We start from the raw sequence: 25,302 nt of genomic DNA on the forward strand, positions 1-25,302 counted from the left end.
ACAGATCATGACGGACGCATCAGCACTCTACCAACTCAAGGGCCTTTCCAAGCGTTACACGCGAGGCAAGGAGACCGTGGCCATTTTCGACGGCCTCGACATGACCATTTCCCAGGGCGATTTCATCGCCATCATGGGGCCGTCAGGATCGGGCAAGACCACGCTGCTGAACCTGCTGGGAGGCATCGACAAGCCCAGCTCCGGCGAGGTGGTGTTTGAAGGCCAGCGCATCGACAATCTAAGCCAGGGCCGCCTCGCCAAATGGCGCGCCAAGAATGCCGGCTTCATCTTCCAGTTCTACAATTTGATGCCGACGCTGAGCGCTGCCCAGAATGTCGAGCTGCCGCTGCTGCTGACAAGCCTGTCTGGCAAGGCCCGCAAGGAGCGGGTGAAGACGGCACTGGACATTGTCGGTATGGTGGACCGGGCAGGCCACCGTCCCGGCCAGCTTTCCGGCGGTCAGCAGCAGCGCGTGGCCATCGCCCGTGCCATCGTGGCCGATCCGAAAGTCCTGCTGGCCGACGAGCCGACAGGCGATCTGGACCGCACCACAGCCGATGAAATCCTGCAGACGCTCCAACTGCTCAACAAGGAGCTGGGCAAGACCATCATCATGGTCACCCACGACCCGGAAGCGGCGAGCTATGCCGCGCGCGAGCTGCACCTGAACAAGGGCCGCTTCGAGGAGAAGGGGAAAGCCTGATGAATGACGCAACCCTCATCCGCAAGAACCTGTTCCGCAAGCGTTTGCGGGCCATTCTGCTGATGGTCTCCATCCTCGTGGCCTTCCTGATCTTTGGCGTGCTGGGGGCGTTGCAGAACGCCTTCACTGCCGGCACAGGCACGGCCGCGCAGGAACGGCTGGTGACTGTCAACCGTATCAATTTCACCGTGGCGCTTCCCTATGCCTACTGGGGCCGCATCCAGCAGGTTGAGGGCGTGCGCAATGCCGCGCCAGCCAGCTGGTTCGGCGGCTATTACCAGGAGCCGCAGAACTTCGTGCAGAGCTTCGCGGTGGATCCGGAAACCTATCTGGAAGCCTATCCCAACGAGATCGTCCTGCCGCCGGAGGAGCGTGCTGCCTGGCTGGAAGGCCGCACCTGCGCGATCGTCGGCCGCGCACTGGCGACGCAGTATGGCTGGTCCACCGGTGACCGCATCCCGCTGATGTCCAATATCTGGCAGAACACCGATGGATCGCAGGCTTGGGAGCTGGATATTTGCGGCGTGTTTGATGACACCGAAGGCACCTATCCGACCAACTACCTCATGCTCCATTACGAGTACTTCAATGAGAGCCTCGCTTTTGGACGCGACAGCTTCCACTGGATCACGATCAACACGACCGACCCGGCACTGAACGATCAGGTCAGCCAGGAAATCGACGCGCTGTTTGCCAATTCGTCGGCGGAGACTTCCACCACGACCGAGGCGGCCTTCAACGAGGCCTTCATGGAGCAGTTTGGCAATATCGGCCTCATCCTGACCTGGGTGATCGGGGCAGCGTTCGCGACCATTTTGATGATTGTCGGCACCACGATGGTGATGGCGGTCAACGAACGCACGCGCGAGATTGCCGTGCTCAAAACGCTGGGTTTCACCGCGCCGCGCATCTTCCGCATGGTGCTGTGGGAGTCGCTGCTCTTGAGCTTCCTTGGCGGGCTTATCGGGCTGGGCCTTGCATCTCTGGCTGCAGCTGCCGCCAGCGGAGCTCTCGCCGGCTTCCTGCCTAGCTTCGGCCTGTCGCTCACCAATGTAGTGACCGCGCTGGTTCTGATGGCCGCGCTCGGCATCGTAACCGGGCTACTGCCCGCATATAACGCCATGCAGGTGCGCATCTCCGAAGCGCTCGGCAAGATCTAGGAGAGACTTCCATGCTCAAACAGACAACAGCCGTCACGCTTCTCAATCTGCGCTCCATCCCCCAGCGCTGGGGAATGTCGCTGGCGACCGTGCTCTCCATCGCTCTGGTGGTCGGGGTGCTGCTGGGCTTCATGGCCATGGCCAGCGGGTTCCGCGCTACCGTCGATGGCGCTGGCTCGGATGACGTGGCCATCATGCTGCGCGGCGGTGCGATGGCGGAGATGAACTCCAATGTCAGCCGCGATGATGTGCGCCTTGTGGAAATTGCGCCCGGCATTGCCATGGGAGACGATGGAGAGCCGCTGATATCATCGGAGCTCTACGTCGTCGCCGACGGTATCAAGCGTACCACCCAGACCCGGGCCAATCTTGCCTTGCGCGGCCTTGGCCGCCACGGCCCGGCCCTGCGCCCGCAATTCGACATGCTTGAAGGGCGCATGTTCGAGCCCGGCACGGCCGAACTCGTCGTGGGCGAGAGCGTCTTGCGCGAGTTTGACGGGTTCGAGCTGGGCCAGAGCATTCGTCTCGGCAGCAATGAATGGACAGTGGTCGGCGTGTTCTCCACAGGCGGTTCGGTCTTCGATTCCGAAATCTGGGCTGATCTGGGTGTGATCCAGAACCTCTATGACCGGGGCTCCAGCGTACAGACCATCCGCGCGCGCCTGACATCGCCCGAAGCGATTGAGGCACTCAGCGAGTACGTGGAGAACGAGCCGCGCCTCAATCTGGAAGTGCTCTCTGAGCGGGCCTATTTCGCCCGGTCCGCCGGTGGCACGACCAATCTCATCATGTTCCTGGGTTGGCCGCTGGCCTTTGCCATGGCCATCGGCGCGCTCGCAGGCGCCTGGAACGCTATGTACGCCTCGGTTGATGCCCGCACGCGCGAACTGGCAACCCTGCGGGCCATTGGCTTTGGCGGCTTTCCGGCCTTCTTTGCCGCGATCACCGAGGCATTGGTGCTCGCCTTTGCCGGTGGGCTGGTCGGAGCGGTCGCGACATACCTCCTGTTTGATGGCGTCAGTGCGTCCACGCTCGGTTCGGGCTTCACACAGGTCGTGTTTGCCTTCGCTGTGACGCCAGATGCCGTTGTGCAGGGCGTGATACTCGCCCTGATCGTGGGCTTTCTGGGCGGGTTCATTCCGGCCATCCGGGCTGCGCGCATCCCCTTGCTCGCCGTGCACAATGACTGACAACTGCCCTGCCAGCCGGCGCACACCGCGCGGGCTGGCAGGGCGCACCGTTGCCGGGCGTCAAATCCAGCTGTGCGCTTGACCTTCCCGGTGAGGCCATAACCAATGGCACCCGGACGAAGTCAGTAAAGGGGATTACCGATGACCGGACAGGAAGGCGCGGCGAAGCGCCCGTGGCTGCGCATACCGCACACACTGGTGCTGATGGTCATCATGATGGCGATTGCGCTGGTGCTGACCTGGATACTGCCTGCGGGCAGTTTCGAGATGCAGCCCAACGAGGCCGGCCGGATGATGGTGGTTCCGGGCACGTATGAGCAGGTGGAGGATGCGCAAACGCTGGCGCCCTGGCACCTGCTCAGCGTCGTGCCCCGCGCGATGGCATCTGCGTCGGACGTCATCTTCTTTGTCTTCCTGATTGGCGGTGTGCTGGGCGTGGTGCGGCTCACCGGCGCCATCGATGCCGCAATTGGCGGCATGCTGCAGCATTTCCGTGACCGGCTCGCCCTTCTGGTCTTTGCCGCCATGTTCGTCTTCGGGACGTTCTCTGCCACCTTCGGCATGGCCGCCGAATACATTGCCTTTGTCGGCATACTCGTGGCGCTGTGCGCGGCGTTGCGGCTCGATTCCATGACCGCTGTTGGCATGATGGTCGTGGGCTATGGTGTCGGCTATGGCATCTCGTTCATGAACCCGTTCACGGTGATGGTCGCACAGGACATTGCCGAGCTTCAGCCGCTCTCTGGCTGGTGGTACCGGCTGGCCATCGCGGTGCCGATCTTCGCCATCGGCTTCCACCACGTCTACAGTTACGCCAGAAAAGTGCAGGCTGACCCGTCAAAGAGCCTGATGGCGGGCGTGACGGGCACTGTGGCTCCCCCGCCCCAGGATTATCCGCCCATGACATGGCAGCGCCGCCTTGTCCTGCTTTCGCTCGGTGCCACGATTGTCGGCCTCGTCCTCGGCGTGATGCTTCAGGGCTGGTGGCTGACCGAGCTGGCCGCCATCTTCCTGGCCCTTGCGGTGGCCGCGATCATTTTCGGCCGTTTGCGGCTGGATGACGCGGCCGAAAGTTTCATCAACGGGGCTGCACAGCTCACGGCGACGGCCCTGCTGGTCGGCTTTGCCCGGTCCATCTCGCTCATTCTGGAAGACGGTCTGGTGCTGCACACCATCGTCAACGCGCTGGCAACGCCGCTGGAGCAGGTTCGTGCGGAGTTTTCCGCCGTCGGCATGTTCCTGCTGCAAAGCCTTCTGAACCTGTTCGTGCCCTCAGGGAGTGGCCAGGCGTTTGCCACCATGCCTATCATGGCGCCGATTGGCGATCTGGTCGGGGTCAGCCGTCAGGTCACGGTACTGGCCTTCCAGTTCGGCGACGGCTTTTCCAACATGATCGTGCCGACCAATGCGGTGCTAATGGGCATACTGGGCCTTGCCGGCATTCCCTATGACCGCTGGCTGCGCTTCGTGTTTCCGTTGATGATCAAGCTGACCATCGCCGGGGCCCTGGCCCTGATGATCGCGGTCTGGATCGGCTATACCTGATCCGTCCTTTGAGTTTCTGTGGGGGCGCCCTGTCACTGATTGAGGAATAATTCTGATGAAAATCCTGATTGCCGCCAGCGCTGCTGCGCTGATGTCTGTCTCGTCGCTGGCGTTCGCGCAGGAGATGCGCCTGCCGCAGAGCGATTACGAGATGACAGTGCGTATCCATGACCACTCAAGTGGCCACGAGCAGGAAATGGAAATGCGCCATCGCGGCGGCGATTTCCGCATGGAAGGCGAGTTTCAGGGGCAAAGCGCGATTGTCCTGATCAACGTGGCCGAGCGCATGAGCACCATTCTGGTCGACATGCAGGGCACGCGCATGGCGCTTGAAATGCCGATGGGCGACGAGGTGTCGCTACCTCTGGCCGATGAGCGCTTTGGCGATGTGATCGGAACCGACACCGTGGCGGGCGAAACCTGCACCGTCTACCGCATCGAGGACGAAGATATTCCCGGCGGCGAGGCGCATGGCTGCATGACGGATGACAATATCGTGCTGCGTGTGGACATTCCCGATCGCGGAACGGCCTTCGAGGCCACGGATTTTTCGCGCGCGTCACAGGATGCCAGCCTGTTTAGCGTGCCTGAGGGCTACCAGCGCATGCAGATGCCGGGGCGCTAGCGTCTCACTCTGCCGGTTCGATCCGAAGCTCGAGCGTCAGCACATTGTCCCCTATGGGTGACTGGTCATCAGCTCCGCTGACGCTGGCGGCGTGGATGATGACCGGCTGTGCTGCGCCGTCCGGTGCAACCCATTCCAGCTGCCAGACCGCCTCGCCGCCCTCCAGGGGCTGCGGGGCGGAATGGCTGGCGTAAATGATGTCATCAAGTTCACCGGTCTGGCCCGCCTGCGTGATCACCGAAAGCGTGCCCGCATTGCGGCCATCTTCGAAACGTGCGGACAACTGGAAACCGGCCACATCGGCATCCGGATCGATGACCCGCATGAAGAAGCGGTAGCGCTCGCCCGGCGCGTAGGCGTCCAGGCCCTCCAGACGCACGCCGGACTCTTCGCCCTGCGCGCCGCCGAAATGGCAGGCGGCGCAGCTCTCCTCGCCAAACCCGCCCGTATGGCCCAGCAGTGCGCCTTCGGGGAAGGCGCTGGCGGGCGAGGGCAGGGCGAGGCTGGCAGAGGCAATCGCCCCTGCCAGCCAGAGACGGCGCATCATTACGGTGCGTCCTGTACGCCAGCCCGGCCGATCGTGTTGGTGTCGGCACCGAACCAGATGAAGCGGGTTTCGGGATCAAAGACCATGTGGCGCACCGTGCCGCCGCCGGAGGGCACGTCTACAGGTGCGGTGAAGGTTTCGCTTTCCGGGTCAAAGCCCACGAACACATTCGGCTGCGGTCCCGTCTCCACGAACCACAGCATGCCGCTATCGTCGCTGGTCATGGCATAGGGGCGGGAGTTTTCGGCCGAAGGCGTACGCCACTCGGTGATCTCCTCGCTCTCCATGTCGTAGCGGCCGATATAGCCGTCGGCGTAGTCGACATACCAGACCGTGCCGTCACCCGGCAGCGCCATGCGGCGGGGGCGCGTAGTCTCGCGCGGCAGGTCGATCTCTCGCAATTCGCCATCAACCACCGTGGCGAGACGGTTGGTGCCAAATAGCACCGCCCAGGGCTGGTCATTGTCGTCGACCATGATGCCATAAGGGCGCGAGCCGGAGCGCTCTACATCCCACAGGGTGATCTCGCGCGTCTCGCGGTCCATGAAGCCAAGCTGGTTGGCGCCTTGCAGCGTGAACCAGAGATTGCCCTCAGAATCGAAGTCCATGGTGTGAACGTCACGCGGGCCGTCGCCGGGTATCTCGATAATCTCTATCTCGCGGGTGTCCGGATCGACAAAACCGATATGGCCAACCCGGTTGCCAGCATACCAGGCGCCCTCCTCGTCGGCGATCACGGTGTGCGGGCCGGCACCGTCCACCAGATCGGTGCGGGTGAACTCGCCGGTTTCCGGATCAAGCGTCGCGACATAATGCGAGCGCTGGCCGACAAACCAGATCGTGCCATCCGGGGCGACGTAGGGGTCACGCGGGCGGCTTTCCTCGTAGGGCACCGCCCATTCGTGGATATCGACCGTCGCACCGTGGGTTTCCTGCGCCAGAACGGCCGGGCTGGCCGACAGGGCCAGTACAGCGCTCAAGCCCAGTGCCAGAACCGGTGATCGCATGAGGCGTGTCATGTGAGCTCCTCCCTTATTCGTATTTCCTTGGGGGAGAACGTTAACCGCAGCGCCCGGTTCCTGCAGGATTTTTCGTCTCACACCTTTGTGAGGGGCAGCTGCGCCCGCGACTTCGATCGAAGAAGGGGGCTTGGTAAATATCTGATTTACCGAACTTTTTTATGGGTGCTTAAGGTGTGGCCATCATCCTGACGTGTAGATTGCGCGGACGGAAGCGATGATCGCGAATATCACAAAGCAGGTCAGGGGATATCTTGGTGACCGCCGGGGACATGTTGCGGTCATTGCTGCCATATGCGCGCCAGTGATGATCGCCGGGGCCGGTATCGGCGCAGAAAGCGGCTATTGGTACTATCAGCAACGTCTTACGCAAATGAGCGCCGACGTGTCGGCATTCGCCGGTGCGGTCGAGGCCCGCAGCGGACAGCCGCTTGAGGTCATCAGAGCAACTGCGCTCGCTGAAGCCGAGCGTCACGGCTACCGTCCCGAACTGGGTAATCTGGAGGTGAACAATCCGCCGCTCAGCGGTCCTAACCGCAATTTACGGTCTGTTGAGGTGATCATCCAGCAGACCCATCCACGCCATTTTTCGCGGCTGTTTCTTGACGAGGACATCAGCTTCAGGGTGCGCGCCGTTGCCCGTTTCGATGAGCCTGGCCCGGCCTGCATCCTTGCTCTGGATCCGGCGGGCGACCAGTCGCTTCTGTTCTCGGGTTCGACTGATGTCACACTGACTGGCTGCGACCTCATGTCCAATTCGATAAACGCGCAGGCAGTGGCCATTACGGGTTCAGGGCAGATCACCACATCGTGTGCCAACGCGGTCGGTGGCATGAACATCACCAGTCAGCTCACCCTGACCGAGTGCGTGGAGCCGCGCCTGAACATGCCGCCCGCGCTCGATCCGATGGCCGGGCTTGTCGCCCCGGTTGCAGGGGGATGCCGCAATTTGCCATCCGGCGGGGGAAGCGCGAGCCGCACCATCAGTCCGGGCCGGTATTGCAACGGCATGAGCTTCAACGGCGATGTCCATCTTGAACCCGGCGTGTACATCGTCGATGGCGGCACATTCCGGCTGAACGGCGGAGCGCGCGTCACCGGCGATGATGTAACGATCTATCTGACAAACAATGCGGGCGTGCGGATGAACGGCAACGCCGACATCTTCCTCAGCGCGCCTCAGACCGGCGAGTATGCAGGTGTCTTGTTCTGGGGAGACCGGAACAATGCTGCCGGCACTGAGGCCCTGTTTAACGGCGCTGCGTCAAGCTCGCTCAGGGGCGCTCTCTACTTCCCGTCCCAGACCGTTGATGTGCGCGGGAACTTTTCCGGCAGCGATGGCTGTATGCGCATCATCGCCTACCGGGTGGAGATGAGCGGTAATTCCAGCCTCAATATCGATTGCTCGCGCTCCGGCATGGTGTCCGTTCAGGCGCCGGGCTTTGTCCGGCTGGTGGAGTAGATGTGATGCTCCTGATGAAGCGGCTTTCAGATTTCCTGCGGGACCGGTCCGGCACTCCGGCGGTGGAGTTCGCCTTGCTGGCACCGGTGTTCCTGGTGCTGATCGTTTCGGCTATCGATGTGGCCCATATTGCGTTTCAACGTTCGGACATGACCGGCGCGATCCGGTCCGGGACCCAGTATTTCATGGCAGGCGGCACGCACCCCGAACGGGCGAAAGCGATTGTGGAGGGAGCCTGGGGCTCGAGGCCAGACGAAGCCGTGGTGCACGCCGAGCGCATTTGCGAGTGCGGTGAGACGGAAGCCTCATGCAATCTTCTGTGTCCGGATCAGAGTGTGCCGGTGGCCTATGCGATTATCACGATCGAAGCCCCTGTGAGCGGATTTTTCATGACTCACTATTCCTCGGTTTCGGACAAGGTACGGGTGCGCTGATGCGGGGGGCCGGATTCTCCAGATTTCTGGCAGACCGGGCGGGCACGAGCGCTGTGGAGTCAGCCATTCTCATGCCGGTTTTCCTTGTCCTTCTCGTGGGCGGCATCGCGTTCGGGCAGGGCTTTTACGCGATCGGGGCGGTCCAGTGGGCGGTGGAGCGCACGGCGCGGGACCTGATGATTGATGGCAGTTTGAGCGAGAGCGAATATGAGGCCCGCGTGCGCGAGATCGCCAGCGCGTTTACCGGTATGGACTTCGATGTCAGCTACGCCACGGAAAACTACGGGGATATCGAGGTCATGCAGGTGCGCACCATTTTGCGCTATCCGGTGCGCATTCCGCTCATGGAGCCGGTCTGGCTGACCTATCCGGTTGAAACCTACGCGCCGCGCCCTGTGGGGTAGCGAGACGTCAATGAAAATCCCGGCTTTTGGGGATGACGCGCACATCGCGCGGATGGCGTGCGTGTGAGCGGTCTTTGGCTGGCGGGCCGCGCCGCGCCATGACGGGGCGGCGCACCTCATCGACCGGCGCCATGGCACCGTCCAGCATTTCGCGCTGCGCATCCTCGCTCAGGTAGAGAAGATCGCCGGAGCGGTCCTCCAGCCTTTCCGCGATGATGTGGGTGACATTGTCAGCCGTCTGCACCCGGCCGGTTACGGCAAGGATGCGCGCGCCCATCACGACAGGGCGGAAAAGCTCGGCCACCTTCTTCCAGACGATCAGATTGGCGATGCCGGTCTCGTCCTCGATGGTGATGAAAAGCACGCCCTTGGCGGTGCCGGGTTTCTGGCGCACCAGCACCAGCCCGCCTGTACGCACCCGGCGGCCGGTCGGCGTGGCGCAGGCGTTATGGGTGGTGAGGAAGCGCTCTTCGTCCCAGAGGGGCCTCAGAAGCGCCATGGGGTGGCTTTTCAGCGATAGCCGCAGCGTCTGGTAATCTTGCACCACATGCTCAGACAGCGGCATTTGCGGCAGCTCTGTGCGGCTCCTGTCCACTCCGTCGCCCGCCAGCGCCAGCAGCGGCGCCGGGGCCTCGACCGCCTCGCCGCGTATCGCCCACAGCGCCTCGCGCCGGGAAAGCCCCAGCGAGGTGAAGGCATCGGCGCTGGCGAGTTTTTCCAGCGTGGCGCGCGGCAGGCGGGTGCGGGCGCGAAGATCGCCCGGGCTGGCATAGCCAGCGCCCCGCAAGGCCGTCAGACGCGCCATCTCCTCTTCTTTCAGGCCATCGATCTGGCGCAGACCCAGACGCAGCGCCAAGGGCCATGGACCGCCCGCTTTTGCGAGCTCCAGCGTATTGTCCCAGCCCGAATGGTTCACGTCGGCGGGGCGCACCTCCACCCCATGCTCCTTGGCGTCGCGCACAATCTGGGCGGGCGCGTAGAAGCCCATGGGCTGGGCATTGAGCAGGGCGGCCGCAAACACCTCCGGATGGTGGCATTTGATCCATGAGGAGACATAAACGAGCAGCGCAAACGAGGCGGCATGGCTTTCGGGAAAGCCGTACTCGCCAAAGCCCTTGATCTGGTCAAAGCAGCGCGCGGCAAATTCCAGCTCATACCCGCGCGCCACCATGCCGTGGACCATTTTCTCCTCGTAATTGCGGATCGTGCCCACGCGCCGGAAAGTTGCCATGGCGCGGCGCAAGCCATTGGCCTCGTCGGGCGTGAATTTGGCCGCATCAATGGCGATCTGCATGGCCTGCTCCTGAAAGAGCGGCACGCCGAGCGTGCGATGCAGGATGCTTTTCAGCTCGTCCGCCGGGCCATGTTCCGGCGCAGGCGAGGGAAAAGTTACGTCCTCAATGCCCTTGCGGCGGCGCAAGTATGGATGGACCATATCGCCCTGGATGGGGCCGGGGCGGACAATGGCAACCTGTATGACCAGATCGTAGAATTTTTCCGGTCTTAAGCGCGGCAGCATGTTCATCTGCGCGCGGCTTTCCACCTGGAACACACCCAGACTGTCGGCCCGGCACAGCATGTCATAGGTGGGCTTGTCGGCTGGCGGGATGCTGGCCAGCGTGTGGGTGATCTGCTTGTGCTGTTCCAGCAGGTCAAACGCCTTGCGGATGCAGGTCAGCATGCCGAGCGCCAGCACATCCACCTTCATGATACCCAAAGCGTCGATATCGTCCTTGTCCCATTCAATGAAGGTGCGCTCCTCCATCGCGGCATTGCCGATGGGGACGGTCTCGGTCAGTTGCCCCTTTGTCAGCACGAACCCGCCCACATGCTGGGAGAGATGGCGCGGAAAGCCGATCAGCTGGCGGGTGAGGATGATCGCACGGCGGATCATCGGGTTTTTCGGGTCGAGTCCGGCCTGTTCTATGTGCTTGTCCTCGATCGAGCGCCCCCACGAGCCCCAGACCGTGCCGGCAAGGGCAGCCGACACATCCTCGGTCAGGCCAAGCGCCTTGCACACCTCCCGCACGGCCGAGCGCGGGCGGTAGGAGATGACAGTGGCGGTGAGGCCCGCCCTGTGGCGGCCATAGCGGGCATAGACATATTGCATCACCTCCTCGCGCCGTTCGTGCTCGAAATCGACATCGATATCGGGCGGTTCCCGGCGTTCCTTCGACAGGAAGCGCTCAAAGAGAAGACTGCTGGTATTGGGGTCAACGCTCGTGACGCCAAGGCAGTAGCAGACAGCCGAGTTCGCCGCAGACCCACGCCCCTGACACAAAATGCCTTGTGCCCGCGCCCACGCCACAATGTCATGCACGGTGAGGAAATAGGCCGCGTATTTCAGCTCCGCGATGAGGGCGAGCTCCTTCTCCAGCAGTGCCTTCACCTTGTCCGGCACGCCTTGCGGATAGCGCCACTCCGCCCCTTTCCAGGTGAGATGTTCGAGATGGCCTTGCGGGGTGGAGCCAGGCGGCACCGGCTCGTCCGGGTATTCATAGCGCAACTCATCAAGGCTGAAAGTGCAGCGCGCGGCGATGTGCTGCGTGCGGGCGAGGGCGGCCTCGAAACCTGCAAAAAGCCGCGCCATCTCGGCGGGGGATTTCAGATGCCGCTCGGCATGGGGCTGAAGGCGAAAGCCTGCCTCCTCAATGGTGCAGTGCTCGCGTATGCAGCTCATCACGTCCTGCAAGGGGCGGCGTTCCGGTGCGTGATAGAGCACGTCATTGACGGCGACGCTTGGCACGCCTGTGCGCCTGCCAAGCGCGTCCAGACGCGCAATCCGCTCCCGGTCCCGCCCCCGGTATCGCCAGGCTGCGGCCAGCCATACCCGCCCCGGCCAGCTGGCTCCCAGCCGAGAGAGCACAGCTTCGAAGGCGGCATCGGGTTCTTCTGGTGGAATGGCGATGAAGCACTGGCCGTCAGCCGCCCCCATCACATCCGCAAGGGTCAGATGGCATTCACCCTTGGGGGCTTTCATCTTGCCCAGCGAGATGAGGGCGGAGAGGCGGCCATAGGCGGCGCGGGTTTCAGGATAGCAGAGAAGGCTGAGGCCGCACACCAGATCCAGCCGCGCGCCGACCAGCAGTTTCAGCCCATGTTCCTTGGCCGCGATATGGGCGCGCACCACACCGGCCAGCGTATTGCGGTCCGCTACGCCAATGGCAGAAAGCCCCAGCGCTTCTGCCTGCTCCACCAGTTCTGCGGCATGGCTTGCCCCGCGCAGGAAGGAGAAGTTCGTGGTGATCTGAAGTTCGGCGTAGGCAGGTGCGTTCATGGGAACAGCCCGCACACATACCAGCGCGGAGTGCCGCCGCGCTGGTCATCATAAAGCCCCTCGCGCATCAGCCAGTAGCGATGCCCGTCCTCATCCTCCACCCGGTAATAATCGCGCGCGCGCACGCCGTTCGCGCTGCCCCGCCACCATTCCGGGCCGATCCGCTCCGGCCCGTCCGCGCGCGCCACGCTGCGCGTCACCCGCCGCCAGGTGAAGCGGGCAGGCGGGCCATCGGGCAGGATCGCGATGGTCTCCACCAGCTCCGGCCGGTCGAGCACCACCAGCGGGCGCGGGCCAGTGCGGTGGGCCGTAACGGGCCAGGGTTTGAGCGCGCCGGGAAAGGGCGTCAACGCCTCGCTGCGGCCGGGCACATGGCTTTCATGGGCAGTGAAGATGGCGACCAGATCATCGCCCAGCCTTGCATTCAGCCGGTCGACCAGCGCGGCTGTCTCGGCCGGGTCTGCGCCCGGCAGGGCCGCGCCATCGGGCAGGGCAGACGCAATGGCTTCGAGCGGGCCGGTGCCATGGGCGGATAGCGTCATCAGGTCGATGCCAAAGCCCGGATCCATCGCTTCAAGGCGCGGCGCGAACAGTCTGGCGATAGCGCGCCCGTCCCGCCCCGGACGGGAAAGGGCAAGGCTGGCGCTGGTGCGCGTGCCGTCAGAGCGATAGCCGGTCAGGATGAAGCGCCGCGCGCCCTTGCCCGCCTCTTCCAGCTGGCGCGTCAGCTCGGTAAGCAGCTTGATGAGCGCATCTTCGATCCCGCCAAGGCTCAATAGCGGTTCCGGGCCGGAAATCCGCGCGGTGAAGCGCGCAGGCGCTTTCAAGGGGATCAGCGGCTCCGGGCGGACCCCAAGCGCCTGATCGAGGCGTAGCAGCACGTCCTGCGCGGCCTCGCGATTGCGGAAGCGGCGGGCAAGGGCGGTGCGTTCAATTCCGTAGAGCTGGCCGATGCGCGTCAGGCCGAAACGGCGCAAGACCTGTACCGTGCCCGCCTCCAGCCGCAGGGCAGCGATGGGCAAGGGCGTCAGCGCTTCGCGCGCCTTTCCCGTCCCACTGATCTGCACCGCGCTGCTCCCGAAGCGGGAAAGCGCCCACGCCGCGCCTGCACTGTCGGCGAGGCCGAGGCGAGGGGTGAGGCCCAGGGCTTCAAGCGCGCGCTTCATGGTGGCCAGAAAGGCGTCCTCGCCGCCGAACAGGTGCGCGCAGCCCGTCACGTCGAGGCGTATCCCGTCCGGCCCGTCCATGGCGGTGAGGGGGCTGAAACGCGTCATCCAGAGCGTGAGGCGTTTCAGGGCCAGCGCGTCCGCTTCCCGGTCTATCTCTTCGGCTACCAGCTCCGGTACGCGGGCGCGTGCATCGGTAAAGCGAAGCCCCGGCTCCAGCCCCAGCGCGCGCGCAGCATCGTTCACCGCGGCCAGCGTGCGGCCATGCACGCAAGTCTCGGTCAGCACGAAGGGCGCGCCGTCCTCAGCCGGCCAGGGCGTGGTGCGGGCGCGTTTCAGGCGCTCCATCGGCCAGTGTGGGAACCAGACGCACACGAAGCGGCGCATCATCCATCTCCATCAGGAATGTCTCCCCAGCCCTTTGCGGAAACTCGCGTGAGCGCTCCAGCGTGACCTGCCAGCGCGGGCATCCCGGTGCGTGTGGGTCAAACGCATTGGGCGCAGAAGGCGCAGCCGCCACCCGCCAGCGATTATGCGCGGCCGTCGACCCTTCAGTGCGCCATGAGCGCACGAGGATGACGGGCGTGGCGCTCGCCTCATGGGCCAGCGTCAGGCGGCGGGTGAAGGTGAAATCAGCGCTTTCCACCTCTGCGATGACAGCCCCGATGGCGCGAGAGCGCGCGGCCTCGTCAATCGCGCGAAGAGCCGCTGTGTGGTCGCGGGTCTCCACCAGCATCACGCGGGCCGGGTCTGCGCCAAGTGCTGCGAGCCCCCGCGCGCTGATCCGGCCCAGATCAAGGCGCTGGCGGCGCGTGCGCACCCACAGCCAGCCGCCATGGAGCCGTGTCTGTGCAAACCCCACCGCCAGCCCCAGCGCCGCGGCCATGTCTGCAAAAGCGGCAGGAGCAATCTCGTGCACGCCCTGCAAGGGTGCGCCCAGCCTCTCTTCCAGACGCGCAGCTTCACCCTCCACGCGCGCGGAGAAATGCTTCAGGGGCAGGTCATGGAGGATCGCACGGGCCATATGTTCTTATTTTGTTCTTACGGCCAAGAGTCAAGAGGGGTGATTCGGGGGATTGGATCCCGGGCAGGCGGGGATCCAGAGCTCATAGGGCTCTGTCGGTGCAAATGGCTCTGGGTTCCCGCCTGCGCGGGAACGACGACAGGGAAAGTGGGACCTATAACGTGCACCTCACGCGTTTCACCGACGAAAGCCGGTGCCCAGCATCTTTCTGGGTCCCGACTTGCGTCGGGAAAACGAGGGGTGGGGAGCTGAAAATCTTACCCCCGCGCGGCCTTCACCACGCGCGCCACGTCTTCTGCCTTCGTCTGCCAGCTGGTGACAAAGCGGTAGCCGCCATGCGGCCAGGGATAGAAGCCGGCATTGATCGCGTTCAGCGCATCGACGGTCTCTTGGGGCAGGTCGATGAAGACCTCATTGCCTTCTACCGGGTGGAGCAGTTTCGCGCCGGGAATACTGGCAAAACCTGCGGCCAGCTCTGCCGCCATTGCATTGGCGTGGGCGGCAAGCTCCAGCCAGCGCCTGTTTTCCAGCCACGCCTCGAACTGGGCGGCGACATAGCGCATTTTCGGCACCATGTGCCCGGAGCGCTTCTGGCGCGCCTGCAGGGCCGCAAAGCGGTCCATGGCGGACGGGAAGAGGATCACGGCCTCGGCCGCCAGCGCCCCGCCCTTGGTCGCGCCAAGGCTCAAGACATCGACCCCTGCGCGCCATGTAATGTCTGCCGGATCGCATTTGAGGAAGCTGAGTGCATTGGCAAAGCGTGCCCCGTCCATGTGGACGTGCATGCCGCGCGCCTTGGCAAGGCCCGCCAGCGCTTTCACCGTAGCGACATCATAGGCCGTGCCGGACTCGGTGAGGTTGGAGAGGCTGAGGACGGAGGGCGGGGTGGTGTGCACGAAGTCTGACGGCCATTCGGCCAAAGCCGCTTCCACGGTTTCAGGCGTCAGGCGCGCGTGATCACCATGGAGCGGCACCAGCTTGGCCCCGCCGGTGAAGAACTCCGGCGCGCCGCGCTCATCGCGGTGAATATGCGCCTCGTCATGGCAGAGGATTGCCGTATCACCGGGTGCCAGCACCGCTAGCGCGAGCGCGTTTGACGCCGTGCCGGAGACGGTAAGCACCAGCTCCAGATCGGTTGAGAATATCTCTTTGAGCTGCGCCTTCACCCGCGCGGAAATGGCGTCATTTCCATAGCTGGCCTGCGCGCCCTCATTGATGCGGATCATCGCTTCGAGAAGGGCCGGATGGGCGGGGGCGGTGGTGTCAGACAGGAAGCTCATGGGCGCGAAGCTGGCATCAGTTCACTGCCCGATCAACGTCTTGAAGCGGTGTCAGGCGACATCTTCGTCAGGAACCAATGTCCAGAGACGTTTCAGCGGCAGGTCCGCGCGAATTTCTTCAGGAAGCTGTTCGTATACCGAAAATATTGCGTCCAGAACATCGTCGCGGTTCCACAGTCGAACCCGGAAGTAAAGTTCGTTCTCGCGGCGCCCAACCGGGGTCGTGAAACCCGACCATGCGACCAACAATCCATTGTCAGCGCGCGTGTCTTGGATGCATCCAAGCAGACCTTGAAGCATAGGTTGATCGGCAACAACTGACCCCGACTTTACTTGAACAACCAAACGAGGCCCTTCAAAGCCTAACGCACCTTTGCCAGCGACGATATCAACGCCGCGATCAGGGCCAGGGGGAGTTACTTCGGCTTGGTATCCCTGCGCCCGTAGCACTGCTGCGACGAGTTCCGTGAAGCGGTGTCCCGCAAAGTTTGCTTCGATATGTTGTTCGATTTGCTGACGGGCAAAATCTGCGAGGTCGACAGCAAGAGTCGCGTCTGAAGCGGCACCTTCAGAGGTGAGTTCGATACTTAATTGCCCGGCGGTTGGGCCGGGATCAACCCGGGATTTTGCTAGGGTCGCGAAACGCTCTGACGCATTGTTTCTGCTGATCTCGCAAACTGTTTGCGATGCGCCCAAACTGAATCGAAGATCCTGCTTCACGGCAGAACGTGGCAAGTCAGTGATGAGCCATTGCACTTTTCGCGCCGGAAACATGCCTTCAGCTTGGAAATAGTCTCCCGTCAGCCGGCCAATCGCAATTTCCTTTGTCGTCTTAAGTGGGACGATGACCAAATCGCCATCTTTGGCTTCATTTTTTAATTGGTTTAGCTGGGCTGCCCAGTTTTGAAGCGTTCCAGTCTTTTGGTCCGCGTACTGTGCATTTAGAAAGTCGAATATCTGTTTCCTGTCAGCCGCAGCAGACATGTCGGAACTAAACTGCCATGCCGTTGCAAGCACATTCTCAGCAAGGGCCCGGGCCTCACCCTCGCCATATTTTCCAAGCCTGACAAGCCAAGCGCGTGTCATACTTATTCCTCTCGGGAGCGTCAGCCCACAGCCTGCTTGCGCGCATACATGGCGGCATCGGCTTCGGCCATGGCCGTTTCCGGCGTAACGCCGCGTTCCAGAGCCTGTACACCCCAGGCGGCCTTGAGGTTGAGGGTGTGTCCTTCAAAATGGATCGGCGCTGCTGCGATGGCCTCGGCCAGCTCCTCGGCCTTGCGCTCTGCCGCTTCGACCGCCGTCAGCACGAGAACCACACCAAACTCGTCACCGCCCAGACGGCCTACCGCATCGGTATCGCGCAACTGAGAGGCCAGCGTATCGGCAACGACTTTCAGTGCCTCGTCACCGGCGGCGTGGCCGTGCGTGTCATTGATCGCCTTGAAGCCATTAAGGTCGAAATAGACCAGCGCTGAAGGGGCATCGTGGCGCTCTGCCAGTGACAGGGCTTTCGATACCTCGCGCAGGAAGGCGCGCCGGTTCAGTACAGGCAGCAGCACGTCGCGGTCGGCCAGGCTTTCCAGATCGCGCACCTTGGCGCGCAGCGCGTCGGTTTCCTTGCGCAGCTGGTCTACCTCGCCCATCAGGGTGAGAAGCGCGCGCTGGACATTCGGGGTCAGTTCGGCTTCCGGCACGCCCATGATGGACGCTGTATCGCTGGCACGCCGCACCGGAGAGGGCGCGGAAACCGCACTGGAAGCCTCGCTGCGCACAGGCCCGCTGACAGGCCCCGCAGACGCCATGCCGCCTGCTGCTCCGCTGGATCGCACCCGCATGTCCCCGATCCTTCCCAATCGACTCAAGCACGCAGTCTTGGTGATCGTGGTTAATAAAGGTTCAAGCGGACGTGCGGGCAGTTCACCTGCCGCTTGACGCCATGCGGCTTATGGCTAGGCTCGCGCGCTTTCCGCTGGCCGGAGGCTGCGTATGGCAACCCGATTTCCAGACCCTTCACCGCCCGTAGCGGTCATTATGGGCTCGCGCTCGGACTGGCCGACCATGCAGCACGCTACCGAGGCGCTGGATGCGCTTGGTGTGGCGTATGATGCGCGCGTCATCTCGGCTCACCGCACGCCGGACCGGATGGTGGATTTCGCCCGGACAGCCAAGGGGCGCGGCGTGAAGATAATCATCGCCGGGGCAGGGGGCGCGGCCCATCTGCCGGGCATGGTCGCCTCGCTGACCGAATTGCCGGTGCTCGGCGTGCCGGTAAAGTCCAAGGCTCTCAAGGGCCTCGACAGCCTTCTCTCCATCGTTCAGATGCCCGGCGGTGTACCCGTTGGCACGCTGGCTATCGGTGAAGCAGGGGCGAAGAATGCCGGGCTGCTCGCTGCCTCGATAATGGCGCTGTCTGATGAAGCCCTTGCCGGCCGGCTGGCCGCCTACCGTGCGAGCCAGAGCGATAGCGTTCCCGACACGGTAGAGGACTAGACGGACGGTCATGCTGAAGCCCGGCGCGCGTATCGGCATTCTCGGCGGTGGCCAGCTGGGGCGCATGCTGGCGATGGACGCGGCCCGGCTGGGCTTTGACGTTCATATCTTCACGCCGGAGGACAACAGCCCTGCCGCGCGCGTCTCTGCGGCCTGCACCGTTGCGGCCTATGATGATCTCGATGCCGTAGTCCGCTTTGCCGCCAGTGTGGATGCCGTCACCTACGAGTTTGAAAACGTGCCCGTGGAAACCGCCCGCAAGGCCGGTGAGCACGCTCCCTTGCGCCCTGGACTGAAGGCGCTTGAGGTCTGCCAGGACAGGGTGACGGAAAAGCGCTTCGTCAATGATGCCGGTATCGAGACGACGCCCTGGCGGGCGGTTTCCAGCGTTGCAGATGCCGTGGCGGCGATAGAAGTGCTTGGCACGCCTGCCATCCTGAAAACACGCCGCATGGGCTATGACGGCAAAGGCCAGCAGATCATCCGCAAGGCCGAAGACGCCGCTGCCGCGTTTCAGACGCTGGGCGGTGTGCCGTGCATTCTGGAAGCCTTTGCGCCCTTTACCCGTGAAGTGTCGGTTGTCGCTGCGCGCAGCGTAGATGGCCAGATCGTAGCCTTTCCGCTGGCCGAAAACCGGCATGAGGGTGGCATTCTGCGTACCTCGATCGCACCCGCTCCGGGCGCGGATGTGCTGGCAGGAGAGGCCTTGCGGATAGCCACCGCGATCCTTGAAGGACTGAATTATACTGGCGTGCTGGCCGTTGAACTGTTCGTGCTGGAAGACGGCCGGCTCTGGGTGAACGAGATCGCCCCGCGCGTCCACAATACCGGCCACTGGACGATGGATGCGTGCGCGGTCAGCCAGTTCGAACAGCACATTCGCGCGGTTGCGGGCTGGACGCTGGGTGATCCTGCGCCCCATTCAGCCGCCCGCATGGATAATCTGATCGGCGATGATGTGGCGCGCTGGCAGGCACTGTCGGCAGAGCCGGGCGTGTGCCTGCACCTTTATGGCAAGGGCGAGGCGCGCGAGGGCCGCAAGATGGGCCATGTAAACCGGCTCTCACCGCTCCCCTGACGGATCGCGTGCGCGCTGCGGCGTGATGGACGGGCCGATACCCAGATGATCGGTGCGGGTGGAGCGGTCACGGTCCATGGCGCGCAGCAGCGGCGAGCGGCGCGTCTGCTCGCGCTGGGCGTTGAGGAAGTGCACGCGCAAGAGCTCCATCGTGGACGGGCTCACGCCGAGCTGCGCCAGCTCGAACTCCAGCCGTTCCATGTTCTCCGCAAACTCCAGCGGTCCGGCGCTGATGGCGCGAATGTGATAGATGGCGAGCTCTGCCTGCGCGGCGTTGGGGCCATCGCCGCAATCGCCGATCTCCCTGTTGGCATCACCCGATGACAGGCAGAATACCTCGGCTATCACAGCGCCAACATTGCCCTCAACGCGGCTGATCTGGAAATCCTCTGGCCGCAGGCCTGTCTCGGCGCGCGCGGCAATTCCCGCAAAACTGGGCACGCGCCGCTCGATGATGACGGCGGCTTCCTCGGCAGGCTGGATGGTATCTACCGGCGTATCGGCGGCGGTTACGCTGAATGACGGCGCAGGTGTGCGGCCTTGCGCAGCGTCTTCCGGCGCTGGCATTGCCGGCCTGTCCGGTTCAGCGGGGCGGGCGCCCGTTTCGGACACTGGCAGCGCTGGCTCGGCCATCTCTTCGGGCTCGGCCTCCCCGGCATCGTCCGGAGCAATTTCAGCCGAGGCTTCGAGCTCAGGCTCAGCTTCGGCTTCATCCTCGCCCGTTCCGGCATCACCCGAACCTTCATCTGCGCCCGCCGTGTCGCTGCCGGTGTCACCCCGATCAGCCAGCAATGGCGCATTCAGCGGCAGGTCGCTTTCCGCATCGCTGGCGCTGATGGTGAAGAAGCGGACCTCAATGCCCGTGCCCGTATCGATAAACCGGTCGAGGGTTTCGGGCGGCAGTACGGCAATCGCGCCGAACGCGCCGAGATGCAGCAGGCCTGCACAGACATAGGCGCCCAGCCGCAAGCGGCTGAACGCGGGTGCCGATGCACGGGTCAGGGCCGGTCCACGAACGCTCACAGTGATGAGAGATGGCCGCTGGTGGCGGCTGGTTCAAATTAAATCGGCAGCAATGTCAGCCGGTTTGAGCCGCTAGCTCTCGCTGCCCTGGGCGATGAACAGGCCTGAGGAGGTGTCGCCGAGCACACCTGATGCATGGGCGACCACCAGGCAGGTGCCGAACATGGCAATAGCGATGAGAAGGGCGCCCAGATTGATGTTCCGGCCCGGACGGCCATTGCCGTCAGAAAAGTCAGCCATGATCCCCTCCCTGTCTCAAGCCGTTCACGTTCGGCTGATCCGATGAACGCCATATGAACAGCTTCGTTACGCTTCGAGGCGGCGAAAGGTTCAAATTCCGGCGAACTCAAGATCAATTACGGCACAAAGAAGGCATCAGATCAGGGCTGTGCTGCAACATGTATTGCGGTGCAGGGTAAACGGAAGGTAGTTTCTGCGCGCCTTCCATCCTCCCGCATCAGGAGAGCCCATGTCCGCCCCGTTCGAGGTTTCCAGAGCCCTTTCGCGTGTTCAGCCCTCTGCCACCATTGCGGCAACCCAGAAGGCACGCGAACTCAAGGCCAAGGGCATTGACGTGATCTCGCTGGGTGCGGGCGAACCCGATTTCGACACGCCGGACCACATCAAGGATGCGGCCGTCGAGGCGATCCGGCGCGGCGAAACCAAATACACCGCGGTCGACGGGATACCGGAGCTGAAAGAGGCGATCTGCGCCAAGTTCCGGCGCGACAACCAGCTTGAATACAAGCCCTCGCAGGTGAATGTGTCGCCGGGCGGCAAGCCGGTGATCTACAACGCGTTTGCGGCCACGCTGAACCCCGGCGACGAGGTGGTGATACCCGCGCCCTACTGGGTGAGCTATCCTGACATGGCGCTTCTGTGCGGCGGCAAGCCTGTGTTCGCTGGGGCCACGGCAAAGGACGGCTACAAGCTGCGCCCGGAAGCGCTGGAAGCCGCTATCACACCGCGCACGAAATGGCTGGTGCTCAACTCGCCCTCCAATCCCACGGGCGCTGCCTATTCGGCAGATGACCTGAAGGCGCTGGCAGAGGTGCTGGAGCGCCACCCGCATGTCTGGATCCTCACCGACGACATGTATGAGCACCTCGTCTATGACGGGTTTGAATTTGCCACCATCGCGTCTGTCGCGCCCTCGCTCTATGAGCGCACGCTGACCATGAATGGCGTGTCCAAATCCTACGCCATGACGGGCTGGCGGATTGGCTATGCGGCTGGACCTGAGGCCCTCATCAAGGCCATGGCCAAGGTGATGACGCAGACCACGTCCAACCCGTGTTCGATCAGCCAGTGGGCGTCGGTGGCCGCGCTAAATGGCCAGCATGACTTCCTGAAACCCCGCAATGACGCTTTCGTGCGCCGCCGCGATCTCGTTCTGCGCCACATCGCGGCTAGTGAAGGCCTTGATGCGCCAAAGCCCGAAGGCGCCTTCTATGTGTTTCCGTCCTGCGCCGGACTCATCGGAAAAACCTCTGGCAAGGGCAAGGCGCTGAAAACCGATGGCGATGTGTGTGATGCGTTGCTCGAAGAGGCGCATGTGGCCGTCGTTCCGGGCACGGCGTTTGGCTCTGGCCCGGCTTTCCGCATCTCCTACGCGACCTCCGATGAGGCGCTGGAGAAGGCCGGCACGCGCATTGCCGAGTTCTGCGCCGCGGCTCGCTGATATAGGCGCTCTCTATCGCTGGCAGTTTGCGTTCCAGTTGGATTGGAACAGGGCGTCCCCATATACGTAAGGCAGTTGGACATGAATGGACGGCGCCCTCACCGTCCGCTGAACACAGGAGATTGCCATGCAGATCAATATGGGACTGAGCCAGGCGCAGCGCGAGGAGATGGCCGAGGCCGTCACCCGCCTGCTGTCTGACACCTACGCGCTCTATTTCAAGACGCACGCCTATCACTGGAACGTCACGGGACCGCGCTTTCACGACCTGCACGCGATGTTTGAGACGCAATATACCGAGATGTGGACGGCGACGGACGATATTGCCGAACGCATCCGCGCGCTCGGCGTGATGGCTCCGATCTCCTATGACGAGATCACGAAGTCGGCCTCGATCCGCCCCGACGATAAGACCCCGAAGGCTGACGATATGGTCGCCAACCTGCTGGCGGGTCATGAGACGGTTGTGCGCACTGCGCGCGCGGCGCTGGAACTGGCCAATACCCATGGCGATGAAGCCACGGCAGACGTGGTTGCCCCGCGCGTGACGGCCCACGAGAAAATGGCGTGGATGCTGAGGGCGACGCTGGGGTAGGGGATTCTTTAGTTCCGCAGCCCATCCGGGCTGCGATATTCCGCGAAAAGTCGCGGGCGGCCGTTCGGCCTTGCGGCCCCTAAGCGGGGCCGGACTGGCACGCCGGCGCGCAGCGCCGCAAGCGCGACCGCGCGCCCGAGTTAATACGAGGAGCGACGCACGGATGTGCGGAGCATCACTAAAAGATGCCCTCAAGCCTTCTCCGCAATCGTCCAGGCGTATTCGGCCATTGGCTCGACGAGGGCGCCCAGCTCTTTCGCGCGCTCGTTGGAGGCATTGCCCTGCAGGGCGCGGGCATAGACGCCCTGCGCGATGCCGGCGAGGCGGAAGATGTTGTAGGCGATATAGAAATCGAGCTTGGGGATGCCGCTGCGCCCGGTGCGTTCACAATAGGCCGCGACATATTCTTCTTCGGTCGGGATACCGAGCGATTTCAGGTCCACACCGAGGAAGCCGGAGCGGATTTCCTTCGGCGTACGCCATTGCATCAGCTGGTAGGTGAAGTCGGCCAGTGGATCTCCCAGCGTTGACAGCTCCCAGTCCAGTACCGCGATGACGCGCGGCTCTGTCGGGTGGAAGATCATGTTGTCCAGCCGGTAATCGCCGTGCACGACGCTGGTGCGCTCCTGCTCGGGCGCATTGGCAGGCAGCCAGTCTATCAGCCGGTCCATCGCCGCTATGGGACGCGTTTCGGCCGCCTTGTACTGCTTGGTCCAGCGGCCGATCTGGCGTTCGAAATAATTGCCTGGCTTGCCATAGCCGGACAGGCCCGCCTTCTCGACATCGACGGAGTGGAGATGCGCGAGCGCGGCGTTTGACGCATCATAGAGCGCGCGGCGTTCTGACGGCTCCATGCCCGGCAGATAGGCGTCCCAGAAGATGCGGCCCTCGACAAACTCCATGACGTAGAAGGCTGTGCCGATGACCTCCGGGTCTTCGCACAGACCGAACATGACGGGTGCGGGAAACCCCGCCTCGCCCAGCGCCTTCATCACTGTGTATTCGCGTTCCACAGCGTGCGCTGAAGGCAGAAGCACACCCGGTGGCTTGCGCCGCAGCACGTACTGGCGTGACGGCGTTGCCAGCTTGTAGGTCGGGTTGGACTGGCCGCCCCGGAACTGGCTCACCTCCAATGGCCCGGCATAGCCGTCCACATTCGCCTTCATCCAGCTTTCCAGAGCCTTTTCGTCAAAGCGCAGGGCGTCAGCGACGGATTTGGTGCCGGAAAACTGGGCGTCGAGTTCGGATTGTGAATTGGTCATGGGGCTTTGTGTACCATTCCTGCGGCCATCACAAAGTCCACATCACGCAGTTCAGAGACATTTTCCAGCGGATTGCCGCTGACCGCGATGATGTCGGCGTGGAAGCCCGGCGCGATACGGCCGATCTCGTTTTCCAACTGCAGATGGCGTGCGCCATTTATGGTGGCCGCGATGATGGCCTGTTCCGGTGTCATGCCGGCTTCGACCATCAGTTCAAACTCGCGCGCATTGTCGCCATGACGGCTGACGCCTGAATCCGTGCCGAAAGCGATCTGTACCCCGCCACGATGGGCGCGGCGCAGCATATCCACCATTTGCGGGCCGACCTGCAGCGCCTTGGCGCGCTGGAAGGGCGTCATCCAGGGCGCATTGGCTTCGGCCTCCAGGGTTACGAACTCGCCCGCCATGACGGTGGGGACGAGAAAGGCGCCGGAGCGGCGGAACAGGCGGATCGATTCCTCGTCCAGGAATGTGCCGTGCTCGATCGAATGCCCGCCTGCAGCCAGGAAGGCGTTGACACCGGTCACGCCGTGGGCGTGCGCGGTAACCCGCCGGCCCATCATCTCGGCCGCCTGCACGATCGCGGTGAGTTCATCGTCCATGAACTGTACTTCGAGACCGGCTGCGGTATTGGACAGAACCCCGCCTGTAGCCGTGATCTTGATCGTATCCACACCGGCCTGGACAAGCGAGCGGACCGCCCGCGCGCAGTCCGCCGGGCCGTTACACGCGCCCGGGCTGGAGAAATTCCGGATAACCTGCTGGTTATAGCCGTTCACATCGCCATGTCCGCCGGTTGGCGTGATGGAGGGGCCTGCGACGCGCATGCGCGGACCGGCCGCATCGCCGTTACGGATGGCGTTGCGCAAGGCGAGGATAGCCTCCAGATCGCCGCCCACATCCTGCACGGTTGTGAACCCTGCCTCCAGCGTGCGCCGGGCATGACGCGCGCCGACAAAGGCGCGGTCCGCGCTGGAAAGGGTGAAGGTGTCGAGCCGGCTGCTGGCTCCGCGCTCGCTCAAGAGGTGGACATGGGCATCAATGAGCCCCGGCAGCACCCAGTGGGCTGTCAGGTCGATGATCTCCGCGCCATCGCGCGTTACATAGCCGTCCTCGATCGTGTCGATGCGTCCGTCGCGGATGATAATCGATGCGCCTTCGCGCACCCGCTCGCCGGGCACCGCAATGAGATGGCCTGCATGGATCACCGTGACGGAGGAAACGTCGTTCTCCGCCTGTGTGACGGTGCCCGCAGACACCAACATCCACGCCGCCAGCAGCGCGCTCGCCAGTCCCGTCATGTCAGCCTCCCCGCAACGGTTTTTCGTTGCGCG

24 protein-coding genes are annotated in these 25,302 nt (G+C 63.4%); 12 read left to right on the top strand and 12 right to left on the bottom strand.

What is annotated here, in order from left to right; translation table 11 throughout:
* Positions 1 to 7: 7 nt before the first annotated feature.
* The 5 genes from IEV75_RS06110 (at position 8) to IEV75_RS06130 (ending at position 5,223) form a co-directional block, all read left to right on the top strand.
* On the top strand, positions 8 to 703 hold the full coding sequence (locus IEV75_RS06110; RefSeq protein WP_188451662.1) for an ABC transporter ATP-binding protein: 696 nt from the start codon (positions 8 to 10) through the stop codon (positions 701 to 703).
* Positions 703 to 1,863, top strand: a complete 1,161-nt coding sequence (locus tag IEV75_RS06115; RefSeq protein WP_188451663.1) for an ABC transporter permease — start codon at positions 703 to 705, stop codon at positions 1,861 to 1,863. The genes IEV75_RS06110 and IEV75_RS06115 overlap by 1 nt, the downstream gene beginning before the upstream one ends.
* An 11-nt stretch (positions 1,864 to 1,874) precedes the next feature.
* The gene (locus IEV75_RS06120) at positions 1,875 to 3,053 is read left to right on the top strand and encodes an ABC transporter permease (protein WP_188451664.1); all 1,179 of its coding nucleotides are present in this window, start codon (positions 1,875 to 1,877) and stop codon (positions 3,051 to 3,053) included.
* Between the two features lie 141 nt (positions 3,054 to 3,194).
* Positions 3,195 to 4,598, top strand: a complete 1,404-nt coding sequence (locus IEV75_RS06125; protein WP_188451665.1) for a YfcC family protein — start codon at positions 3,195 to 3,197, stop codon at positions 4,596 to 4,598.
* 55 nt (positions 4,599 to 4,653) lie between these two features.
* On the top strand, positions 4,654 to 5,223 hold the full coding sequence (locus tag IEV75_RS06130) for a hypothetical protein (protein WP_188451666.1): 570 nt from the start codon (positions 4,654 to 4,656) through the stop codon (positions 5,221 to 5,223).
* Between the two features lie 4 nt (positions 5,224 to 5,227).
* On the opposite strand, the gene IEV75_RS06135 is transcribed toward IEV75_RS06130, so the two are convergent.
* Together IEV75_RS06135 and IEV75_RS06140 are read right to left on the bottom strand one after the other, a co-directional pair.
* Positions 5,228 to 5,770 (bottom strand): choice-of-anchor V domain-containing protein, encoded by a 543-nt coding sequence (locus IEV75_RS06135; RefSeq protein WP_188451667.1) that lies wholly within the window; start codon positions 5,768 to 5,770, stop codon positions 5,228 to 5,230.
* Positions 5,770 to 6,789, bottom strand: coding sequence for a Vgb family protein (locus tag IEV75_RS06140; protein ID WP_188451668.1), 1,020 nt, complete (start codon positions 6,787 to 6,789; stop codon positions 5,770 to 5,772). Before IEV75_RS06140 ends, IEV75_RS06135 begins: the two co-directional genes overlap by 1 nt.
* Positions 6,790 to 7,006: 217 nt before the next feature.
* Between IEV75_RS06140 and IEV75_RS06145 the strand changes: the two genes are divergently transcribed.
* Genes IEV75_RS06145 through IEV75_RS06155 form a run of 3 tightly spaced genes read left to right on the top strand, consistent with a single transcriptional unit; the run spans position 7,007 to position 9,089 of the window.
* Positions 7,007 to 8,251: a Tad domain-containing protein gene (locus tag IEV75_RS06145; RefSeq protein ID WP_188451669.1), complete on the top strand. Its 1,245-nt coding sequence runs from the start codon at positions 7,007 to 7,009 to the stop codon at positions 8,249 to 8,251.
* Between the two features lie 5 nt (positions 8,252 to 8,256).
* A complete protein-coding gene (locus IEV75_RS06150) occupies positions 8,257 to 8,685 on the top strand; it encodes a TadE/TadG family type IV pilus assembly protein (protein WP_188451670.1) in 429 nt (142 codons plus the stop codon).
* On the top strand, positions 8,685 to 9,089 hold the full coding sequence (locus tag IEV75_RS06155) for a TadE/TadG family type IV pilus assembly protein (protein ID WP_188451671.1): 405 nt from the start codon (positions 8,685 to 8,687) through the stop codon (positions 9,087 to 9,089). The genes IEV75_RS06150 and IEV75_RS06155 overlap by 1 nt, the downstream gene beginning before the upstream one ends.
* A 7-nt stretch (positions 9,090 to 9,096) precedes the next feature.
* Here IEV75_RS06155 and IEV75_RS06160 read toward each other — a convergent pair whose 3' ends face one another.
* The 6 genes from IEV75_RS06160 to IEV75_RS06185 all read right to left on the bottom strand — a co-directional run bounded on the left by IEV75_RS06160 (position 9,097) and on the right by IEV75_RS06185 (position 17,674).
* Positions 9,097 to 12,366, bottom strand: coding sequence for an error-prone DNA polymerase (locus tag IEV75_RS06160; RefSeq protein WP_188451672.1), 3,270 nt, complete (start codon positions 12,364 to 12,366; stop codon positions 9,097 to 9,099).
* Positions 12,363 to 13,922: a Y-family DNA polymerase gene (locus IEV75_RS06165; protein ID WP_233351775.1), complete on the bottom strand. Its 1,560-nt coding sequence runs from the start codon at positions 13,920 to 13,922 to the stop codon at positions 12,363 to 12,365. The genes IEV75_RS06160 and IEV75_RS06165 overlap by 4 nt, the downstream gene beginning before the upstream one ends.
* Entirely contained in the window at positions 13,837 to 14,556 is a 720-nt protein-coding gene (locus IEV75_RS06170) for an ImuA family protein (protein ID WP_188451673.1), read from the bottom strand. Before IEV75_RS06170 ends, IEV75_RS06165 begins: the two co-directional genes overlap by 86 nt.
* Before the next feature lie 257 nt (positions 14,557 to 14,813).
* A complete protein-coding gene (locus IEV75_RS06175; protein WP_188451674.1) occupies positions 14,814 to 15,836 on the bottom strand; it encodes a threonine aldolase family protein in 1,023 nt (340 codons plus the stop codon).
* A gap of 51 nt (positions 15,837 to 15,887) precedes the next feature.
* Entirely contained in the window at positions 15,888 to 16,922 is a 1,035-nt protein-coding gene (locus IEV75_RS06180; RefSeq protein WP_188451675.1) for a restriction endonuclease, read from the bottom strand.
* Positions 16,923 to 16,942: 20 nt separating this feature from the next.
* Positions 16,943 to 17,674 carry a GGDEF domain-containing protein gene (locus IEV75_RS06185; RefSeq protein ID WP_233351776.1) on the bottom strand — a complete coding sequence of 244 codons (732 nt, stop codon included), beginning with the start codon at positions 17,672 to 17,674 and terminating at the stop codon, positions 16,943 to 16,945.
* A gap of 151 nt (positions 17,675 to 17,825) precedes the next feature.
* On the opposite strand from IEV75_RS06185, the gene purE reads away from it, so the two are divergent.
* Positions 17,826 to 18,329, top strand: coding sequence for a 5-(carboxyamino)imidazole ribonucleotide mutase (gene purE / locus IEV75_RS06190; RefSeq protein WP_188451676.1), 504 nt, complete (start codon positions 17,826 to 17,828; stop codon positions 18,327 to 18,329).
* Positions 18,330 to 18,339: 10 nt separating this feature from the next.
* Entirely contained in the window at positions 18,340 to 19,407 is a 1,068-nt protein-coding gene (locus IEV75_RS06195) for a 5-(carboxyamino)imidazole ribonucleotide synthase (RefSeq protein WP_188451677.1), read from the top strand.
* Here the strand turns inward: IEV75_RS06195 and IEV75_RS06200 are convergent.
* Together IEV75_RS06200 and IEV75_RS06205 are read right to left on the bottom strand one after the other, a co-directional pair.
* Positions 19,393 to 20,430: a hypothetical protein gene (locus tag IEV75_RS06200; RefSeq protein WP_188451678.1), complete on the bottom strand. Its 1,038-nt coding sequence runs from the start codon at positions 20,428 to 20,430 to the stop codon at positions 19,393 to 19,395. The two genes, IEV75_RS06195 and IEV75_RS06200, sit on opposite strands and share 15 nt — an antisense overlap.
* A gap of 72 nt (positions 20,431 to 20,502) precedes the next feature.
* Positions 20,503 to 20,670 carry a hypothetical protein gene (locus tag IEV75_RS06205; RefSeq protein ID WP_188451679.1) on the bottom strand — a complete coding sequence of 56 codons (168 nt, stop codon included), beginning with the start codon at positions 20,668 to 20,670 and terminating at the stop codon, positions 20,503 to 20,505.
* Positions 20,671 to 20,899: 229 nt separating this feature from the next.
* Between IEV75_RS06205 and IEV75_RS06210 the strand changes: the two genes are divergently transcribed.
* On the top strand, positions 20,900 to 22,111 hold the full coding sequence (locus tag IEV75_RS06210; protein WP_188451680.1) for a pyridoxal phosphate-dependent aminotransferase: 1,212 nt from the start codon (positions 20,900 to 20,902) through the stop codon (positions 22,109 to 22,111).
* A gap of 127 nt (positions 22,112 to 22,238) precedes the next feature.
* Entirely contained in the window at positions 22,239 to 22,706 is a 468-nt protein-coding gene (locus IEV75_RS06215; protein ID WP_188451681.1) for a Dps family protein, read from the top strand.
* Between the two features lie 191 nt (positions 22,707 to 22,897).
* On the opposite strand, the gene IEV75_RS06220 is transcribed toward IEV75_RS06215, so the two are convergent.
* A complete protein-coding gene (locus IEV75_RS06220) occupies positions 22,898 to 23,968 on the bottom strand; it encodes a phosphotransferase (protein ID WP_188451682.1) in 1,071 nt (356 codons plus the stop codon).
* A complete protein-coding gene (locus IEV75_RS06225) occupies positions 23,965 to 25,269 on the bottom strand; it encodes a metal-dependent hydrolase family protein (protein WP_188451683.1) in 1,305 nt (434 codons plus the stop codon). The genes IEV75_RS06220 and IEV75_RS06225 overlap by 4 nt, the downstream gene beginning before the upstream one ends.
* Positions 25,270 to 25,302: the final 33 nt, after the last annotated feature.

Source organism: Glycocaulis albus, from assembly GCF_014639075.1.
In the GTDB taxonomy this organism is placed as follows: domain Bacteria; phylum Pseudomonadota; class Alphaproteobacteria; order Caulobacterales; family Maricaulaceae; genus Glycocaulis; species Glycocaulis albus.